This is a genomic window from Microvirga splendida (genome assembly GCF_016427565.1).
GTDB lineage: Bacteria > Pseudomonadota > Alphaproteobacteria > Rhizobiales > Beijerinckiaceae > Microvirga > Microvirga splendida.
Window position 1 is genome coordinate 49,841 of sequence record NZ_JAELXT010000025.1, and the last position, 18,674, is coordinate 68,514.

Sequence of the window (18,674 nt, forward strand, 5' to 3'; positions counted from 1 at the left end):
GCGACATTCGTGCTCTTGCATAGCCAGCGATGCCCATCGGCAGAATGGGATCCCTGCATGAGTGCAACTTCTCCCGTTATGTCTTCTGCAAACATGACGAAGCCGCGGCCACCTCATCCCGAAGATGTTGAAGCGTCAGCCCTGTGGCGGATCCGCTGGATGTAGAGCTCGTAGTAATCGTCCAGGCCAAACTTCCTGCCTAGCTCCCTGCACAGGAGAATTGTCTCGAGAGCTCGCGGCCAGTCGCATCCCCGATAGGCTGCGAGCATGGTACCGTTTCGTTCGACCAACTCCACGAAGTCAGGACTCTCAACAAGATCAGCATGTCCCAGGATCGTGAAGATCCGCTCCGGATCGCGCTTTCCCCTTACCTGCAGATGATCGACCTCGAGCACGGCGAAATGAGAACGCACAGCCTGGGCGGTTTTCTCGCCGATGAGAATAGGAACCCCATACTGCTTGGTGAGCTCCTCGAGACGGGATGCGAGATTGACCGTGTCGCCCAGGACCGAGTAGTTGAAGTGGAGATCGGATCCGAAGTTGCCGACAACGCAGAGGCCGGTGTTCAACCCTATCCCGACTCTGAGCGGCGGGATCGCCTGATCACCATCGACGTTCCTCCGATGCTGTTCATTGAGGTCCCTAAGGCTGGCCAGCATGGCAAGTGCTGCCTCGCATGCGTTCACCTCATGATCGGGGTCGGCGAGCGGAGCGTTCCAGAAGGCCATGATCGCGTCGCCCATGTATTTGTCGATCGTCCCACGACGTCTCATGATATCCCGTGTCAGCGGCGTAAAGAGCCGATTGATCAGCGCTGTCAGTCCCTGCGGATCATCCTTGTAGACTTCGGAAATGGCCGTAAAGCCGCGCACGTCCGAGAAGAGGACGGTGAGCTCTCGCTGTTCTCCGCCGAGGGTTAGCCTCTCCGGCGATTGTGCCAGCTGCTCGACCAGATCGGGCGAGAGATACTGGTTGAAGGCCGATCTGATCCGATAGCGATCTGCGGAAACGCTCACATAATTGGTGCACACGAGAACGGCATAGATCAAGAAGCTCGAGAGCAAGGGGAAGGTGTAATCGATGAGAAGATCGAGACCTGTGAAGCAGTACCACGACACCCCCAATGTCACCGCGGCAGTGATGCCTCCGAGGGCGAAGAGAGTTCCGGCATTCACTTTTGGAGCCAGGACGATCAGTAGCACGCTCATCAGCGCCGTGAGCACAAGCTCGATGAAGGCTGTGTAGCTCGGCCGACTCAAGGTCGATCCCGTCAGGGCGCTCTCCAGGAGCTGGGCATGCAACTCTACGCCTGGCAGCGCCGGGTGTACGGGGGTGACCTTAAGATCGAGAAGACCGGCGGCCGAAGTTCCGATGAGCACCATTTTTCCTGCCAAGGCGTCGGTGGGTGCTCTGCCGCGTAGAAGATCGATCGCAGGGATGTATCTGCTCAGGTTGAGGGAGGAGTAATGAAGCCATACCCGGCCCTTTCCATCCGTTGGGATCTCGAAAGTGCCGACACCGACGCTTCGAACCCCGCTCGGGTCCGTTTTGACGAGAATGGCGTCCGATCCGGTGGCGACCCTCAACATCTCGAGGGACAGGGATGGAACGATAGTTCCGCCAGCCAGTGCGATGATCGGGACTCGACGTACGACACCATCCCGGTCGGGAGCAACCGAGAACATGCCATGTCCTCGGGCGGCTTCGTCGAGAACAGGAAGGTTCTGCAGCAGGTGCGGAAACTCGACTAGGAAGAGACGCGGGTCAGGCCCGAGGGCTGCGATTCCCGTCTGGCCCCCTGCCTGACCGGTGGGCACCGCCCCTGAGACGCGATAGCCCGAACGTCCGAGCACAACTGTGGACGCGCGGATGGCATCGGCAAAGGTGGTGTCGTTGCTGGGCAGGTGCCGGAGCTTCTCGCGTGTGGCGTCATCCAGGCCTTGAAATGCCTCGGCCGCGACCTCCGGCGAGCTGCGATCGGGCTCCGGAAAGAGCACATCGAAGCCGATAACCGTTCCACCCCCTTCGGCGATCTTCGCAACCATCTCGGCCATGATCGTGCGCGGCCATGGCCATTGCCCCAGAGCCCGCAGACTCTGCTCGTCGATATCTACGATCGCCACGCGGCCCTGCCGCTCGACGCGCGGATAGACGAGTTGATAGATATCGAGCGACTTCAGACGAATAGCCTCAACGGGCCCCGGATCCAGGACCCGGAGCACCAGCAGGCCCACGAGAAGCAGGAGACCGACGACCCGGCCGGTCCCGAAGCGCTGCGTTCTATTCAGAATGGAGGCCATGATCGTCCTTCCGCGAGAACAGGGTCTCGGGCCAGCGCAGGATCGTGGCAGAACCAATCGAATCTCGACCTTGTGCTCCGCTTGACGAAACTGTCATGGAGCGGGCTCAAGAGAGACGGCGGTCGCAGCATGCTTCCTCACAGGATGCCATCTGTGGAACGGGGCAGAGCGCCTGCGACGACCAGATCGGTCGCAAGCACTTCGCCGCTGGCGAACGTGACCGTCGCCGTCACCGCGTTCTGATCGCCGGCGAGCCGCCGCAAACCGTCGACGGATGCGTTCAGAATCCATCCTTGCGGCGTCAGAACGAGATCCTCCCGTCCTATCTCGACAATATCCCTGCCGTTCACGAACACGTCGATATCGGTGATCGTCCCGCTTTGCACGGGCGATCCCAGGACGGAGATATCGATCTGCCCCGGCTCGGTCAGCAGAGAGGCTCCTCCCGTGTTGTCGATGTCATTCAATTGCGAAAGGCTTGCATTCTCACCGACGCCAATAGCGGTGATCCTCGCGCCGTAGCGATCGTTCAGGATGGCGATCTCAGTATCGATGGGACCCTGCCCCCTGCCGTCAGAGAGGAAATACACGAAGTTTTCCTCGCCTCCCTGGTCCAGATTCTGCAGGCGATCATTGGCTGCCCGCAGGGCGCTGGCGAAGCTCGTCTCGCCGTCTGCATCAAGGCCGCTGAGATAGGCAGCGATTGCTCCGTCCCCGGCCTGCCCCAGGTTGAAGGTCGCGGCATTCACGCCACTCTGATCCGGTTCCCTGGGATCGGCGGGGTCTGCGCTCCCGTTGAAGGGGATGATCGTCACCGTGACGTCGGCAGAGGAAAAACCGAGGCTCCTCACCCGCTCGGTCAGTGCGGTCAGGCCCGCGATCTCCGCATCGAGGACAGTGTTCGCGCGGCCATCGCTGTTGAGATCGCCAACCGCCGTTCCCTCGAACCTGTCCGAGGTGCTGCCCGAGATGTCGATCAGATAGAGAATATTCATCTGTGGCTGCAGGACCGGGCCAAGGCTGATGAGCAGTTTCAGATCCGCCGTTGCAGCCGTCGTGGCTGTCGGCGCGTCGACCGAAAGGGAGACGGACTGGCGATTGAACGCGAGAGTGTCAGTGTCGCGAAGGACCTGACGCGAGGATGAGAACGTCCCTTCCCCGCGGACCTGCAGGGTCACCGTTGCCGTATCGGATCCTCCGTTGCCGTCGGACACCGTGTAGGCGAACTGCACCGTTGCGGTTTCACCCGCACTGAGAGCCTGAAAGCCGCTGCCAGGGTCGAAGACGAGGTTGCCCCTTGCTCCCAGGCTCACGGATCCTTCAGATGGAGTAGTCCAGCGGACCGGCCGGAGAGTGTCGCCATCGATGTCACGATCGTTGGCAAGCACAGCGACGATCGTCGGCTCGTTCTCTTCAACAACCACGATGCGATCGTCTCTTGCAACGGGAGCGTCATTTCGGCCATCGACAATCCAGGTTACCGAAGCCGGCACAGCGGTACCGCCGTTGACGATCAGGTTATAGTCGACCGTGACCGACTCTGTCTCTCCCACGCCGAGGTGCTGGTAAGCCGGATGCTTTGGGTCTAGGCGAAAGCTTCGCGTGCCCAGGAGATACGTCACGCCGGGAGGCAGTGTTTCCGACACGACGACGCGCGGGAGAGTTTCCGGGTCGGATGGGTCGGAAGCCGGAAGCGCGCCAAGCTGCTCAACCGGTCCATCCTCCACCGCGGCGCCCCGGATCGGCGCAGGTGCTGCTACGAGGGACGGAAGGATTATATCGCGGGATGTGGTGCTCTCAGAAGGAGGGAGCGCGACGGCGAACTCTGAAGGATCGGGCGGATCAACAGGCTGGGGCAAGTTCACGGGCACGATGGGAGCATCATCAGGATCGCTGCTGCCCCTCCTCTGTCGAGGCTCGGGGGAGAAGAACCGATACAGGTCCCTCACGAAATCGCTTTCATCCCTGATGTCATCGTTCGTCTTGGCTATCTGCGTGACCCGTGGTTCGGATCCGGATACCGGCGTCAGCAGGGTCGCGACGCGAGCATCCGACATGAGCGCAATCACGCGGGATGGATTGTTCCTGTCCAGGAGAACGATCGAACCGACGCTTCCGTCCGGTTCGGCGAGCAAGGAAAATCGCGTCGTTCCGCTGGCAGCCGTGATCTCTGTCTGAACAGCCGTTCCCCTGATCGCCATCGTGGCGACTGGCGTATCGATCTTGAGATCACCGGTCTTGGCAATACGGCCCGCTACGAACCCGATCACGCCCTGAACCAGCGTCAACAGCGCCGAATTTGCGTTGGAATCCGCAGCATAGACCATATCATTCAGCACCATCCGAGCGCTGGAGGACAGGCTAAAGACCGTTCCATCGTTGAACTTGATCGTCAGCGCCGAGTTGGGGCCGGTTTGCACCACGTCGCCCTTCACGACCGGGTCGCCAAGTCGAAGCGCGATCGAGACGCCATTCCGCAGAACCGTGACGGATCCTGACGCTTTTTCGACGCGGCCGATCGGGGCCAGGGCCGCCGCTGCCGCACCCGCCTGCGCGTACTGCCCTGATGTATCCGGACCTGCCAAGGCCTCGACAGTCGCGCCCGTAAGGCCTGCTCCTTCCGGCGTTACAATGCTGAGGCGCCGTTCGTCCTTGAAGAACCCTAGGAGAGCAGCAGTTGTCTCTGGCCCTGTGAGCAGGAGATCGGCCCCCGATCTTCTGAAACTGGCGTTGAACAGAAGATCCTGATCGGGAAACAAAATTGCGTATTCTGAGTCAGCAGCACGGCTCGACGCGTGGGCAGCGTCGATAAGAACGTCAAAAACAGTGGCGCCGTCCCCAGATCGGTACACAGCAACCCCCTTTGGGCTTCTGTGATCATAGTCTCTTTAGAGACCTACTCCTATCGGAAGCAAATCCTAGATAGCGGAAGGTTCTCCACTAGCAGCGGCTTGTTACGCCAAAGATCATCCAAGTGGTCCCGACGCTCAAAGGGACTAGGTTGTCGGCGGCGTTCACGATGATGCCGCAGAGTTTGACCGAGCAACTGACGCGTTCTCTTAAGGCAGCTAGGGTGGGGTAGGCTCCGGCTTCTCTAGCAAGGCATGAAGCCCTGAGCGGCAGGGCTGTCCGAGCGGAGTTCAAGGTTTGAACCGATCTTCTAATTTCGTCCGAACTCAAGCTAATACGAAATCCTAGTGGAGTGGAATGTCGCGTTTGGATCAAAGTGTAACGTAGAGCGGTCCCAATGAAAGTCCGCCTATCGCGAAATTGCTGACCTTTGGAAGAACAATCCATTGTTAGCAACGGCCCGAAGTTTAGGAGGAGACGCGCCCGAAGAGGGCGCACCGCCTCAACGCGACAGCGACGACCAGCATGCCGCCAACCCAGGTGACGATGGCAACGATGCGCAGGGCTTTCAGCTAGAGATAGCCCATCGCCTGTTCCCTCAGACAGATGTCGCAAGCGACGCTTGCCGACGGGCCAGCTCTCGCTCGTTCACGAAGGGGATGAAGGCTGCAAGAACATCCAAACCGCTGCGGCACGCGCCCATCCGCCCATCAGGTGTCTGATGCCTTGGAGGCTGGGCTCAACGAATGTGCCGCATCCGCTACGTCCGAGGGTGTGAGCACAATTTCAAAGGGCGCTGTTTGGAAGAAGTTGAGTGCCTTGCCATCGCTGGAAAGCTCAAGCTGGCTCATGACTAGCCCGGCTTCCTCGAGCTTCTTCAAATGCAGGTGGAGAAGCGGGCGGCTGATGCCGATCTCGCGGGCGAGCTGGCTCACATAGGTCCTGCCGTTATTCTGGAGAGCCTCGACGATCCGCAACCGGTGCGGATTGGCCAAGGCGGCCAGCGCCTCCAGCAACCAGTCTCCGTGCCTCTTCAAAAAGACCCCGCACAGCCTTACTTTCATATGTGAGTTTTGTCCAACAGGTAGCTCGAACGCCGTCAATCGGCAGCACGGCGCGCCTGATTTCCTATCGAGAGATTGAGGGAGTGAGGGTCACTCAGGCCCAAACCGGGGAAGACCTGGGAAGCCCTTGTGCTTTGGAATTATCCTGCATGACTTGTTGAAGCGCTCATAAAAATCTTAGGCGCGTTCAACCGATCCGCCTGCTATCGTGTTCAATCGACTGACAGCGCTTGCTGAGGACCGCCCCATGAAGAAGATCGGCTTTCTCTCGTTCGGCCACTGGTCGCCTTCGCCCGGATCGCAGACACGGTCCGTCCGCGACACTCTTCTCCAGTCCATCGACCTTGCGGTGGCGGCCGAGGAGCTCGGCGCGGACGGCGCTTACTTTCGCGTCCATCACTTTGCGCGCCAGCTCGCCTCGCCGTTCCCGCTGCTCGCAGCGATCGGCGCGAGGACGAGCCGCATCGAGATCGGCACCGCCGTCATCGACATGCGCTACGAGAATCCGCTCTACATGGCCGAGGATGCGGGCGCGGCCGACCTGATCGGCGGCGGCCGTCTCCAGCTCGGAATCAGCCGCGGCTCGCCCGAGCAGGTGATCGATGGCTGGCGCTATTTCGGCTATGCACCGGAGGAGGGCCAGAGCGATGCCGACATGGCTCGCCAGCACACGGACGTGTTTCTCCGTGTGCTCAGCGGCGAAGGCTTCGCCCAGCCGAACCCGCGCCCGATGTTCCCGAACCCGCCGGGCCTGCTGCGCCTTGAGCCGCACTCGGAGGGCCTGCGCGAACGCATCTGGTGGGGTTCCGCGTCCAACGCGACAGCCATATGGGCTGCGCAGCAGGGCATGAACCTTCAGAGCTCGACTCTGAAGGAGGACGAGACGGGCGAGCCCTTCCATGTGCAGCAGGCCAAGCAGATCCGCCGCTATCGGGAAGCCTGGAAAGAGGCGGGGCACACCCGCCAACCGCGCATCTCTGTCTCGCGCTCTATCTTCGCCCTCGTGGACGACCGCGACCGCGCCTATTTCGGCCGCGGCAAGGACGGCGACCAGATCGGCATCATCGACAACATGCGGGCGATCTTCGGCCGCTCCTATGCGGCGGAGCCGGACAAGCTCGTGGAGGAACTCAAGGCCGATGAGGCGATTGCGGAAGCCGATACGCTGCTCTTAACGGTGCCGAACCAGCTCGGGGTCGATTACAACGCCCATGTCATCGAGGCGATCCTGAAGCATGTGGCTCCAGCCCTGGGCTGGCGGTGACATCAGGCCTGCGAGATCTTCACCAATCGGCCACAAGGCTGAAGAGGCGCTCGACATCCTCACGCCTGCACAGCCCGGTGCCGGGCGTCAGGACCGCCGCCGTTCCCGCGGCGATTCCCCATCTGAACGCGTCCTCCGGCGGCACGCCGCGCGCCAGGGCAAACGTCATGCCGGCAACGAAGCTGTCGCCCGCCCCCACGGCACTGCGAACCTCCACCTCCAGGGCCGGAAGCCTCATGGACCCGCCAGCCTGGGCGAGCAGAGCGCCCTCGTGGCCCATGGTGACAGCGAGAAGCTCGACGCGGCCCGACCGGACCAGCTCCATCGCGGCGTCTTCCAACGCCCCCGGTTCCCTCAGGCTGCGGCCGACACATTGCTCGAATTCGCCAAGGCTCGGCTTGGCCAGATGGACGCCGCCTGCCGCGATGACTTCACGAAGGGCCTGTCCCGAGGTGTCGAGGATGAGCTTCATTTCCTTCTCCCGCGCGATGGCAGCGACCCGGACATAGAAATCGGACGGAACGCCCTTGGGGATGCTGCCGCTTGCCACGAGATATTCGCCATCCACGTTGCCCAGCACCGCCAGAGCCTCCTGCCACTCAGCCGGACCGACCTCAGGCCCCTCGGGAACGAAGCGATATTCGAGCCCGGTGCTGCGTTCGAAGACGGTGTGGCTGACCCGTGTGTGATCCTTGATCGCGATGCGCCTGCCGGCGATGTCCCTGCCTGCGAGGAGTTCCTCGAGCACCGTCCCCGTGGCGCCTCCGGCCAGGTAGAGCGCGAGCGACGGTCCGCCGAGTTCCCGAACGACGCGCGTGACGTTGATCCCGCCCCCGCCCGGCTCATAGCGTTCGTTGGAGGTGCGCACCTTGTGGGTGGGGCGCACGGCCTCGGCCTCGCTGGAGCCATCGATGGACGGGTTGAGGGTCAGGGTCACGATCGGCTTCATGGCTGCGCTCGCTCCAAGGATCTCATCGGCAAGGGTAAACGCCTGAGGCCGCGCAGGTTCATGAGCTCAGAACCAGCACGAGAAGGCCGCCGGCCAGAGCATAGACCGCGCAGGCCAGCGCCGTTCGCGACAGGATGGCTCCCTCCTGGCCGCTCAGGCCGACCGTGGCCGCCCCGGCGATGATATTGTGCGGGCAGACGATGTTGCCCAAGGCCGCGCCGAAACCCTGCGCGGCCACCATTGTTGCGAGCGGCAGCGCAAGCGCCGAAGCGGTGGCGGCCTGGAATTCGGTGAAGAGAATGTTCGATGCGGTTGCGGACCCGGTCACGAAAGTGCCGAGGACGCCGATTGCCGGCGCCAGGAGCGGCCATGCGGCTCCTGCTTCCCGGGCACCGTCCGCCAGTTCGTGAATCATCCGGGCGTGCAGCATCAGGCGGGACAGGGCGAGCATCGCCACGAGCGCGAGCGAGACCGGCACCAACCGGCGCAGCGCCGCCCGGGAGGCCTTGAGCAGGTCCGCAGGGCCACGCCCTTGCACGAGCCCGCCGAGCACGAAGCCCAGCAGCAGGATGGTTCCGGCGTGGTAGAGCGGCTGCATGCTGCCGCGGAATGCGCCGAACAGAGACCAGCCGATCTCGATGGAGCGGAGCTGCTCCCCTAGCCCCGGCAGCAGCCGGGTCGCGAGGATGAGCGCAAGGACGATACCATAAGGCATTCCGGCCTTCGCGATGGAGCGCCAATCATGCCTGCCGGATGACCCGGCCGTCCAGCGGAGGACGAGCACGAAGGCTGCTCCCCCAATCAGAGCGCCGCCGAGCGTCGGGAGTTCCGGCCCAACCACCATCGCCAGCACGGCATAGGGGACGAGAAAGCATGCGGCCGCCACAACGCCCCAGCCCCATTGCCGGGCGGTCGGCGGGCCATCTCCGGAAAGCCGCACGAGGAACAGCATCAGGATGATGCCCAGCACACCGTGAAGAAGGCCGGTAGCCCACGCGATCTCCGCGGCGCTCAATGCCACGAGCGAGGCCTGGGCCAGCACAGGCGTTCCGACCGCTCCGAACGATACGCCGACAGCATGTCCGATCAGGGCTAGGACGACAGCCTTCACGGGAGAGAAACCAAGGCTCACCAGCAGGGGCGCAGCCAGTGCCACCGGGGTGCCGAAGCCGGCTGCGCCCTCCATGAACAGGCCGAAGAACCAGGCCACCAGGAGAGCCTGAACCCGCGGGTCTTCGGAGAGGCTGGCAAGGCCGGCACGGATGACGTCGAAGGCGCCGGACCGGACCTGAAGCTCGTAGATGGCAAGCGCGGGAAAGATGATCCAGAGGATGGTGACGGCCGTGAACAGCGCCTCCAGGACGGAGCCTCCGAGAACGCCGGCGGCTCCGATGCCCGGATGAGTCCCGGCGCCGATCCCGAAAGCCGAGAGCGCCAAGACAGCCGCCAGCCCCAGGCCTGCAAAGCCTGCGCGAGCCGCGGGCCAGCGCCACCCGATCATCAGGACCAGCACGAGCGCCAATGGAAGAGCAGCGTAGACTGGCCTCATGTCACGCCTGCCCTCCGATTTCCTTACCGGGCAATCTTCTCGATCGAGACTTCGTGCGCGGCCTGCCCCGTGCGCTCGAACGACGTGATGTTTTCAATCGTCGTCTCGGCAATGTTGGCCAGTGCCTCCCCGGTGAAGAAGGCCTGGTGGCCTGTGATCAGCACGTTCGGAAAGGTCAGCAGCCGCGCGAACACATCATCGCTGATGAAGCGCTGGGACAAGTCCTCGAAGAAGAGGTCCGCCTCCTCCTCGTAGACGTCGAGGCCGAGATGTCCGATGGTGCCGTCCTTCAACCCGCGCAGAACCGCCCGGGTGTCGATCACCGCCCCGCGGCTCGTATTGACCAGCATCACGCCGCGTTTCATCCGCGCGAGAGCCCGAGCATCGATGAGGTGATGCGTGGCGGGCGTGAGAGGACAGTGCAAGGTGACGATGTCGGAAAGCGACAGCAACTCCTCCAGCGGCACATAGCGCACCCCCATCTGCTCGCAGGCGGCGTTGGGCTGCGGATCGTACGCCAACACGGTGCAGCCAAAACCCGTCAGGATTCGGCACACCACCTCGCCGATCTTGCCCGTTCCCACCACGCCTGCCGTCTTGCCCGCCAGATCGAAGCCGAGAAGTCCGTCGAGAGCGAAGTTGCCTTCCCGGACGCGGTTGTAGGCGCGATGGATGTTGCGGTTGAGGGTGAGAATGAGCGCGATCGTATGCTCAGCCACCGCGTGGGGCGAATAGGCAGGAACCCGCGCCACCGTGATGCCCTCGCGCCGGGCTGCTTCCAGATCGACGTTGTTGAAGCCCGCCGCGCGCAACGCCACGAGTTTCACGCCCATGGACGACAGGCTGGCTAGGACATCGGCGTTCACCTCGTCATTGACGAAGGCGCACACGGCACCGGCACCTTTCGCCAAGCCACTTGTTGCGGCGGAGAGACGTGCCTCAAGAAAGGACAGGGAGTGCCCTCCCCTGGCGTTCGCCTCCTCGAGAAAGCGGCGGTCATAGGGCTTGGTGCTGAAGACCGTAACATGCATCGGCAAGGCTCCTTCCGGTGGCCATTCCATGGAGTGACCTCCGGTTGTATCTGGCCAGGCCGGAGAGTGGACCAGAGCGCCGCTCCCGTGTCTACCGCGACTTACGGAAGCGGTTTGGATTGATGGTCCAATGCGAGGGCCAGAACGCCAGGATGGCGAACACGACGGTGATCAGCAGGAGAGCCACCATCACTTGAGCAAAGCCGAAAATCGCAGCATCTCGCGCGACAAACCAGCCTGTCACAATGCCTGCAACGATCAAAAGAACCCGGATGATCCAGCCTATCATGGTGGCCTCCACCCACTTGAGCTCATGCAGTTCCGCCAGCCTCAGGATCAGGCCATTTCCGCCAGGGTGCCTTGATGCAGATCAAGGCCTCTGCCGCAAGGGTGATCGATGATGCCTCTAGATTTCGCCCAAAGGCAAAACCCTTCAAGAATCAGCCAAACCGGCGCGGAGGATACCATGCTGCAGAACATCCACAGCGTTCTCATCGGGCTCACGGAGGAAGGCGACGCCGAGGAGCGGTCTTCCTCAGCCTTGGCTTACGGCCTCTCGCTCGCCCGTACAGCCGGTGCCCATGTGACAGTTCAAGCTGCCTCTTTAATGCTGACCGTGTCTCATGCTTTCATCAGCAACTTTGCTGAAGGTCTTGTGGCAGCCGAGAACCGCCGTTTGGACGCCCTGGCGCACGCTGTCGCTGAATCCTCTCAGCGGGCGGCTGCTGCGTCGGGCGTCGCCTGCACCACCCAGGCAGCGCAGCTGACCTATCCAGCCCTTGTCAAGAGCTTCACCTCCCTGGCAAGAACCCACGACCTGACGGTTCTAGACTCCGAGCCGATCTCCCTTGCCGTCGATCGTGGGCTGATCGAGGCGGTGCTCACCGACAGCGGACGACCCCTCCTGACTGTGCCGCGGGGACGTGAGGCCTTTGCGGGAGACCGGATTATCGTAGCGTGGGACGGCAGCGCCAAGGCGGCGCGTGCTCTGAATGACGCCCTTCCCTTCCTGCGGGCTGCCTCGCAGGTTGAGCTGGTCAGCGTCACGGGCGAGAAGGACTTGGCACACACCCTCCCCGGGGCTGAAGTCGCTCCCCATCTCACGCGCCACGGTGTGCAGGTGAACGTCTTATCTCTGCCCGCACAGGATGGCGATGTGGCCGAGACGCTGCGCAACCATGCGCGTCTGACGCGAGCCGACATGGTCGTGATGGGAGCCTATGTGCACTCGCGCCTGCGGCAGATGATGCTCGGCGGCACCACGCAATCCCTGCTCAGGAACTGCCCTGTGCCTCTGTTCCTGTCCTATTGAGAAGGGGCGAGACGTTTCGCACGAACGCCTCGCCCGGACAGCGCTATCCCTGGATGGAATTGAGGTAGGCGAGCAGATCGTTGATCTGAGCCGGATCGAGCTGGAACTGGGGCATCGATGGATGGCCTGTCGTGATGCCCTCGGCAAAAGCCTCCGCCAGATCCTCGATGGGATAGAGGGTGTGAAGGGTCCTAAACGGCGGCGCCTCGGGAATGGGGCTGTCGCCGAAGCGGCCGATGGCATGACATTGAGAGCAGTTTGTCTGCGCGAAGGTGAACCCGCGCTGCACGCGTCCGGATTGGGCCATCACGGCCGATGAGCCGAGCGCCAGTGCGATGCCGAGAAGAACAAGCCGCTTCATCATCGATGCTCCTCCGCTCCGGCGTGTTCGACCTGCTTCACGGAGACGATCTGGAACGTATGAGGCTTCTCGTCGTCATCCTGGATCGTAATATATTCGCCCTCAGTGAAACGATGCTGATGAAGGCGATAGCCGGCCTCCTCGTCGCCGAGGTGACCCTGGTTGTAGTCGATCATCCAAGTCGCTCCGCCGGCCCCGCCCGGGCGATGGATTAGCACGCCGTGCCGCTCCCCCTCACTGCCCCAGAACCGGCGAACCCGGCAATAGGCCCGCTTGTCCGCCCATTCCTCCTGGTTCAAATGCCCCTGTGCATCGAGAGGTGCGTTGATCTCATAGCCGTGGCGCGCGCTGCCCTCAGGATGCTCTCGGCTGCGGGCCAGATGAAGCGTGATGTGGTAAAGCATGTCTCCCTCCCAGATTCGGCGCGCATCTCAAGCGAACCTCGTCATTGTGGCAAAGCTTAGGGCCATGCCCGCCCACGGCTTTGATCCTGGTCAATTCGCAGCCAAACCGGAACCGAATGGCACCGGCCTTACGGTCTTGAGCCGTTCTTCAGCGCGTCCCTGAGGCGCCGGATGACAACTCCCTTGGCCTTTCTGTCGGCGGCGGCCTCGACGGCATCGTTGATTGCGAGAAGCAGCTCTGCATAGTCGTTGTGCCAGTCCCGATGTCCGGCACTTGAACTTGGAAGCCGCGGCTCATGGGGGTCGATGCGCACGGCCTGCTCGCCGCTCAGATCGTACACGTCGTCGATCTCGGGAATGATCGCATCCGGCGTCCGCTCCGGATCGGCCAGCGACGACTGCAGGGCCTTCAGCGCCGGGTCCTCGCCATGGACCAGGAACACCCCGCGCCGGACTGGCAGGCGCTCCGCGAGCCATGTCTTCAGCTCCGGCCCGTCCGCATGACCTGAGTAGAGGTCGAGGGTCCTGATCCGGGCGCGAACCTTGATCTCCTCCCCATGGATCCGGACCTTCGATGCGCCGTCCTGGAGGATCCGGCCAAGCGTGCCCTGTGCCTGGAAGCCCACGAAGAGAACGGTGGCCTCGTCCCGCCAAAGCCATGCCTTCAGATGATGGCGGATGCGGCCTGCCTCGCACATGCCGCTGGCCGCAATGATGATGTGGAAGCTGTGAATGCGGTCGATGGCCTTGCTCTGCTCGACGGTCTCGGTGAAACGCACCCACCGGGATTCGAGCGCCTGTACCAGGTCGGACCCGTTCCTGAGTTCTCCGGCATGGCGCTTGAAGATGGCGCTGGCCTTCGAGGCGAGTGGAGAATCGATGAAGATCGGAATGTCCGGCAACTCGCCGGCTTCCATCAACTCCATAAGATCGACGAGCAGTTCCTGGGTTCTCTCCACCGCAAAGGACGGAATGAGCAGAACCCCGCTCGGGTGCATCGCCGCGCGAACCTCATCCCGCAGCATACGTCGGCGACGCTCGATTGTGGTCCCGGCCCGGTCCGTGTCGCCGTAGGTGGATTCCAGCACGACGTAATCGAGGTCGCGCGGCCCCTCCGGGTCGGGCTGAAGGAGCTTGTGATCGGGGCCGATATCGCCGGAGAACAGGAGGTGGGTCGGCTTCTCGCCCCCGCCATGTGTCACCTCCATCTCGACGGAGGCCGAGCCCAGGAGATGGCCTGCGTTCCAGTAACGGGCACGGAAGCCGGGCGCGATGTCCTGCCACCGGCCGTAAGCCACAGGACGGAACTGCCTCAGGGACGCGACGGCATCCTCCTCCGTGTAGATCGGGGACACCGTATCCCGCCCGCGGCGGCTGTTGCGCCGGTTGAGCTGCCCGACCTCCATCTCCTGGATGTAGCCGGAATCCGGGAGCATGATTGAGGCGAGGTCGGCCGTGCCGCCCGTTGCGTAGATCGGCCCGTCGAAGCCGGCTTTGACCAGCTTCGGCACGAGGCCGCTATGGTCGATGTGGGCATGGGTGAGGCAGAGCGCATCGATTCCGGCCGCCCGGAAGGGGAAGTGCTGGTAGTTGAGCTCCCGCTCCGTCTTGGACCCTTGGAACATCCCGCAATCGATCAGAACGCGGGCCTCTTCCGTCTCAAGCAGATAGCAGGAGCCGGTCACGGTTCGAGCGGCACCATAGAAGTGAAGGCGTAGCGACAAGGAGGTCTCCTGGGTGCAGGGAACAGCCGGGCTGGGCGGCTTCTTGGTACCTCATCTCCGAACGGTTAAGTTTGATCCATGCCAAATCAGTGGAAACGGCGATCATGACCTCCCAACCTGCCTCGTCAAGCGCGGTCTGTCCGATCACGGGCCAAGCTTATCCGCCCAGGGACTTCATCCTTATCGACCAGTTGCGCCCCGCTCTCGCGGACAGGATAGCTCATCTGTGCCTTCTACCGGGCTTTTGCCCCGAGCCGGCGGATGGCGCCGAGCCATGCCTTGCGCTTGGCATCGCTCATGCCTTCGATCATGCCGATGAGCGTGTGCCGGTTCGGGCCGATCCCGACCAGGGACAGGATGCTGCGCTTGAGGCTTTTGAGGCTGTGCGCGCCGAAGTACCAGCGATAGGCGAAGGCAGGCATGCCCATGGTGATGATGATCCGGGACGAGCGGCCCTTGAGGGCTGTTTTCCAACTCGCCTTCGGGCCGGCCCCACCCGTCATGAAGGCCGGTCGGAACGCCTGCTCCATGAAGCCCTTGAGAAGCGCCGGCATTCCGCCGAGCCAGAGGGGATAGACGATGACGAAGTGCTCGGCCCAGGCGAGAGACTGCTGAGCATCTACAATGGCAGGAGGCGGTGGCGCGCCCTCCCAGTCGCTCTTGGAGCGCAACAGAGGAAATTCGAGCCCCGCGACGGAGACGAAGCGGACCTCGTGACCTGCTTCTGCCGCGCCCTGGGCATAGGCATCGGCCACTGCATGGCAGAAGTGCCGGCTCTCAAGCGCCGGATGTCCCTGGATGATGACGATCCGTGTCATGCCGAGTCCTCGCAGCAGTTTGAGGGCTAATGCGCCATCAACACGGGACGATCCGAGAGCGTCAGCATATCCAGGGTCGCGCCGCCGAAGATCTGTTCCCGCAGGCGGGTATGCCCGTAGCCGCCCATGACGATGAGATCCGCGGAGACACGGCTTGCCTCCTCAAGAACGATGTCCGCAACGCGCCGGCCCTCGCTTTCCACGGCGATGATCTCTGGCGCGATACCATGGCGGTTGAGGTGGGCCTTGATCTCGGATCCGGCCTCCGCGCCTGTCCGAGGGCCGATCATGAGAACCACGACCCGGATGGCTTTCTCGATGAAGCTCAGCCCTTCACTCAACGCGCGAGCAGCCTCGCGGCTGCCGTTCCAGGCCACGAGAACCGTCTGGACCGGTCCCTGACGATGACGGCCCGGCGGCACGATCATGAGACCGCGTCCGCTGCCGAACAGGACGGATTCGACGAGGTTCAACCAGACAGGCTCGTCGCCGGCTCCATACGGACGCGTCGTCACGAACAGATCGGCATACCGAGCCTGCTCCGCGACCTTGATCGCCATGGTGCCGGGAGTCTCGTCGAACCGGCGCAGCTCGCTTGCCACCTGGAGTCCGGTGAGCCTCTGGGTCAGCCGCCTGGCTGTGGCATCGCCCTCATGGCGTGCCTGCTCCTCCAGGTCGGAGACAACCTGCACGACCGCGGCAGCACCGCCGTCCAAGGGCATGGCAATCGACAGATCCGGCAGAGAATTGGTGAAAACACCAATCAGATGCGCCCGATCGGCGGACGCTATCGCCTGCCCGTATTCAAGCCGAATCTCGTCCTCCGGGCTTCCATCCAGATGCACCATGATGTCTTTGATCATTGTCGCCTCGCCCTGTACGCCCCAGCGACTGAGATCGCCGAGCCATCAATCCGAGGGATGATGCGATTGAAAAGCGGACGACGCCTTGATCCATCGCAACGTTTCCGGCGAGATCGAGCACTGCCGAGCGGCACTCATCTTCTTATTGGGCAGCTGCACCCGCCGATCCGGAGGCCTGGGTGTTCCTCTGTGTGCCGTCTGCCTCGGATCCCGCTGCCTCAGCGCCTGTGCTGTAGCGCTGCATGGCCCTCGCTGTCCGCTGTCCGTCTCCCTCGATCTGAGTGTTGGCAGCGTAGGGCGGCCAGGGATCGGCCGTATGAACCACCTTGTTCCAGTTCTGCGCGTCCCCCGCTCCGAGGGTCACCGTATCGCGGCGCTTTATGTAATCCATGCAGCCGCCCAGAGAGGCCGCCAGTGCCACGCACAGAAGAACACGGTACCAGTTAGTATTTACGGCTGATTGTCTTGGCGGCATTCCGTTTTTCCGGCTTCAGTTCGACGATATGTCCGAAGGGCCCGATCACCCCATCCCCTTCCGCGAAGCGCTTCTGCATCCCGCTGTCGACCTCAAGGGAGCCCATGAGGAAGAACTCCAGGTCATTGCTGGGCTTGGTTCCATCGAGAGGCGTCCGCAAGGGCTGGCCGGGCTTTGCCGGCTTGACCAACCGGGGAGTGACGATGATCACAAGATCCGTTTCCTGCTCCTGGAAGCCGGATGAGCGGAAGAGTGCGCCGACCACGGGCAACTGGCCCAGCCACGGAAGCTGCTCCTGGTTCTTCGTGTGCGTGGTCTGAAGAAGCCCCGCCATGGCGAAGCTCTGGCCGTCGCGAACTTCGATGGACGTGCTGGCGCGCCGCGTGATGAAGGACGGGATCGAAATTACGCCCGTGTTGACCCGGACAGTCTCATCGACTTGGCTCACCTCCGGCTCGAGCTTCAGGTTGATCAAACCATTGTCGAGCACGACCGGGGTGAAGTTCAGTCTGACGCCATACTCCTTATATTCAACGGAAATTCTGTCGTCGCTCGACGAGACTGGGATTGGCACCTCGCCGCCGGCGAGAAAGCTGGCCCTCTCGCCGGAAAGTGCAATGAGGTTGGGCTCGGCCAGCCGACGCGCCAGCCCCTTCTCCTCGAGCGCCTGCACCAGCACATCGGCACTGACGCCGCCACCCAGAAAATTGGCTATCAACGTTCCGAATGGTGAATTACCGCTGGGCAGGGACGAGTTGAAGCGGATCACGCCGTCTTCGATCTCGTCGTCGCCTCGCGGTCTGAAGCTCCCGCTCCGCCCGTCTCGCCCAGGTGGCTGGCTCAAGCGGCGTCCATACCAGCTGACGCCGAGCTCACGCCCCGCATTGCGGTTGGCTTCGATGAATCGCACCTCCAGCATGACCTGCTGCCCGCCTGTGACACGCAGTGCATTGATGACGCCCTCGGAGCCATATTGCTCCGCAATCTCGAGCGCCTTGCGCAGAGCCACCCCATCCGGAACGGTGCCGCTCAGGCGCAGCTTTCCGTTGACTGTCTCGACCCTGATATTTCCCTTGGGAACGACCTCCTGGATCGAGGCGGCGAGATCGGGCGTATCCGCGCCGACCTCCACATTGACAGTGCCCAGCAATTCATCGCCGGCATCATAAACCGCAACATTGGTTCTGCCCTCAGTTCTGCCGAGGATGTAGAACGACTGGCTTGTCAGGGGAACAGCCGTCGCGACCTCAGGATTGCCGACGACGACGCGGCTCACATTGGCGCCCGTCCTGGCGGTCATGAACTGCCCGCGGGCCACGTTGATCTCACCGACAGCGCGTCCTTTGTTGAAGCGAAGAAAGCGCTCCTCGGCCAGAGAGGGCGACAGGGTCAGCAGCCACGCCGAGGCCACAAGAGCCATCAAGGCAACGACGGCCCCGACCGCTCTGCGTGCAACGCGACCTTGCTTCTGTTGATTTCCTGTCCACATCTCGCGAGGTCCGTCCTTGCCCCTTTTCTTTTTCTAGGTTGCCGCCGAAGACGAAGTCCATTCGGCCTAACGGTCTAGGCTTTTTCAACGCTAGGGCAGCATGGCGAACAGGGCGCCGGATGAAGCGCCCACATAAGCCGTATGGCCTAGGCTCAGGACCTATTAATTTGGCCTGAGGAGTGCTTCAGTGTCTCTGTTCTGGAGGCGCTGATGGGTGATCT

15 protein-coding genes are annotated in these 18,674 nt (G+C 62.7%); 2 read left to right on the plus strand and 13 right to left on the minus strand.

Annotated features, from left to right (window positions below; translation table 11 throughout):
* Positions 1 to 113 precede the first annotated feature (113 nt).
* The 3 genes from JAO75_RS18835 to JAO75_RS18845 all read right to left on the minus strand — a co-directional run bounded on the left by JAO75_RS18835 (position 114) and on the right by JAO75_RS18845 (position 6,166).
* Positions 114 to 2,300, minus strand: coding sequence for a CHASE2 domain-containing protein (locus JAO75_RS18835; protein ID WP_199050682.1), 2,187 nt, complete (start codon positions 2,298 to 2,300; stop codon positions 114 to 116).
* Between the two features lie 137 nt (positions 2,301 to 2,437).
* Positions 2,438 to 5,152, minus strand: coding sequence for an Ig-like domain-containing protein (locus tag JAO75_RS18840; RefSeq protein WP_210340322.1), 2,715 nt, complete (start codon positions 5,150 to 5,152; stop codon positions 2,438 to 2,440).
* Positions 5,153 to 5,860: 708 nt separating this feature from the next.
* Positions 5,861 to 6,166, minus strand: a complete 306-nt coding sequence (locus JAO75_RS18845) for an ArsR/SmtB family transcription factor (protein ID WP_246742599.1) — start codon at positions 6,164 to 6,166, stop codon at positions 5,861 to 5,863.
* Between the two features lie 295 nt (positions 6,167 to 6,461).
* On the opposite strand from JAO75_RS18845, the gene JAO75_RS18850 reads away from it, so the two are divergent.
* A complete protein-coding gene (locus JAO75_RS18850; protein ID WP_199050684.1) occupies positions 6,462 to 7,478 on the plus strand; it encodes an LLM class flavin-dependent oxidoreductase in 1,017 nt (338 codons plus the stop codon).
* A 19-nt stretch (positions 7,479 to 7,497) separates the two neighbouring features.
* Here the strand turns inward: JAO75_RS18850 and JAO75_RS18855 are convergent, their stop codons facing one another.
* The 4 genes from JAO75_RS18855 to JAO75_RS18870 all read right to left on the minus strand — a co-directional run bounded on the left by JAO75_RS18855 (position 7,498) and on the right by JAO75_RS18870 (position 11,296).
* Complete coding sequence (locus JAO75_RS18855) at positions 7,498 to 8,427, minus strand: 1-phosphofructokinase family hexose kinase (protein WP_199050685.1); 930 nt, start codon at positions 8,425 to 8,427, stop codon at positions 7,498 to 7,500.
* 58 nt (positions 8,428 to 8,485) lie between these two features.
* Complete coding sequence (locus JAO75_RS18860) at positions 8,486 to 9,976, minus strand: L-lactate permease (RefSeq protein WP_199050686.1); 1,491 nt, start codon at positions 9,974 to 9,976, stop codon at positions 8,486 to 8,488.
* Positions 9,977 to 9,999: 23 nt separating this feature from the next.
* Positions 10,000 to 11,007, minus strand: coding sequence for a 2-hydroxyacid dehydrogenase (locus JAO75_RS18865; protein ID WP_199050687.1), 1,008 nt, complete (start codon positions 11,005 to 11,007; stop codon positions 10,000 to 10,002).
* A gap of 91 nt (positions 11,008 to 11,098) precedes the next feature.
* Positions 11,099 to 11,296 carry a hypothetical protein gene (locus tag JAO75_RS18870; RefSeq protein ID WP_199050688.1) on the minus strand — a complete coding sequence of 66 codons (198 nt, stop codon included), beginning with the start codon at positions 11,294 to 11,296 and terminating at the stop codon, positions 11,099 to 11,101.
* Positions 11,297 to 11,473: 177 nt separating this feature from the next.
* On the opposite strand from JAO75_RS18870, the gene JAO75_RS18875 reads away from it, so the two are divergent.
* Positions 11,474 to 12,319: a universal stress protein gene (locus JAO75_RS18875; protein WP_199050689.1), complete on the plus strand. Its 846-nt coding sequence runs from the start codon at positions 11,474 to 11,476 to the stop codon at positions 12,317 to 12,319.
* Positions 12,320 to 12,362: 43 nt separating this feature from the next.
* Here JAO75_RS18875 and JAO75_RS18880 read toward each other — a convergent pair whose 3' ends face one another.
* The 6 genes from JAO75_RS18880 to JAO75_RS18905 all read right to left on the minus strand — a co-directional run bounded on the left by JAO75_RS18880 (position 12,363) and on the right by JAO75_RS18905 (position 18,384).
* Positions 12,363 to 12,683: a c-type cytochrome gene (locus JAO75_RS18880; protein ID WP_425523206.1), complete on the minus strand. Its 321-nt coding sequence runs from the start codon at positions 12,681 to 12,683 to the stop codon at positions 12,363 to 12,365.
* Positions 12,680 to 13,084, minus strand: a complete 405-nt coding sequence (locus JAO75_RS18885; RefSeq protein ID WP_199050690.1) for a hypothetical protein — start codon at positions 13,082 to 13,084, stop codon at positions 12,680 to 12,682. The genes JAO75_RS18880 and JAO75_RS18885 overlap by 4 nt, the downstream gene beginning before the upstream one ends.
* A 128-nt stretch (positions 13,085 to 13,212) precedes the next feature.
* Positions 13,213 to 14,808 carry an MBL fold metallo-hydrolase gene (locus JAO75_RS18890; protein ID WP_199050691.1) on the minus strand — a complete coding sequence of 532 codons (1,596 nt, stop codon included), beginning with the start codon at positions 14,806 to 14,808 and terminating at the stop codon, positions 13,213 to 13,215.
* Between the two features lie 233 nt (positions 14,809 to 15,041).
* Positions 15,042 to 15,626 (minus strand): NAD(P)H-dependent oxidoreductase, encoded by a 585-nt coding sequence (locus JAO75_RS18895; protein ID WP_199050692.1) that lies wholly within the window; start codon positions 15,624 to 15,626, stop codon positions 15,042 to 15,044.
* 26 nt (positions 15,627 to 15,652) lie between these two features.
* The gene (locus JAO75_RS18900) at positions 15,653 to 16,489 is read right to left on the minus strand and encodes a universal stress protein (RefSeq protein ID WP_199050693.1); all 837 of its coding nucleotides are present in this window, start codon (positions 16,487 to 16,489) and stop codon (positions 15,653 to 15,655) included.
* Positions 16,490 to 16,932: 443 nt separating this feature from the next.
* Positions 16,933 to 18,384 (minus strand): type II and III secretion system protein family protein, encoded by a 1,452-nt coding sequence (locus JAO75_RS18905; RefSeq protein WP_199050694.1) that lies wholly within the window; start codon positions 18,382 to 18,384, stop codon positions 16,933 to 16,935.
* Positions 18,385 to 18,674 lie beyond the last annotated feature (290 nt).

Bases quoted from the DNA above. Each gene is read 5' to 3' on its own strand.
- JAO75_RS18905 (WP_199050694.1), bottom strand. From the start codon at position 18,384: ATGGCTCTTGTGGCCTCGGCGTGGCTGCTGACCCTGTCGCCCTCTCTG.
- JAO75_RS18860 (WP_199050686.1), bottom strand. From the start codon at position 9,976: ATGAGGCCAGTCTACGCTGCTCTTCCATTGGCGCTCGTGCTGGTCCTG.
- JAO75_RS18850 (WP_199050684.1), top strand. From the start codon at position 6,462: ATGAAGAAGATCGGCTTTCTCTCGTTCGGCCACTGGTCGCCTTCGCCC.
- JAO75_RS18855 (WP_199050685.1), bottom strand. From the start codon at position 8,427: ATGAAGCCGATCGTGACCCTGACCCTCAACCCGTCCATCGATGGCTCC.
- JAO75_RS18885 (WP_199050690.1), bottom strand. From the start codon at position 13,084: ATGCTTTACCACATCACGCTTCATCTGGCCCGCAGCCGAGAGCATCCT.
- JAO75_RS18835 (WP_199050682.1), bottom strand. From the start codon at position 2,300: ATGGCCTCCATTCTGAATAGAACGCAGCGCTTCGGGACCGGCCGGGTC.
- JAO75_RS18895 (WP_199050692.1), bottom strand. From the start codon at position 15,626: ATGACACGGATCGTCATCATCCAGGGACATCCGGCGCTTGAGAGCCGG.
- JAO75_RS18870 (WP_199050688.1), bottom strand. From the start codon at position 11,296: ATGATAGGCTGGATCATCCGGGTTCTTTTGATCGTTGCAGGCATTGTG.
- JAO75_RS18865 (WP_199050687.1), bottom strand. From the start codon at position 11,007: ATGCATGTTACGGTCTTCAGCACCAAGCCCTATGACCGCCGCTTTCTC.
- JAO75_RS18875 (WP_199050689.1), top strand. From the start codon at position 11,474: ATGCTGCAGAACATCCACAGCGTTCTCATCGGGCTCACGGAGGAAGGC.
- JAO75_RS18880 (WP_425523206.1), bottom strand. From the start codon at position 12,683: ATGATGAAGCGGCTTGTTCTTCTCGGCATCGCACTGGCGCTCGGCTCA.
- JAO75_RS18900 (WP_199050693.1), bottom strand. From the start codon at position 16,489: ATGATCAAAGACATCATGGTGCATCTGGATGGAAGCCCGGAGGACGAG.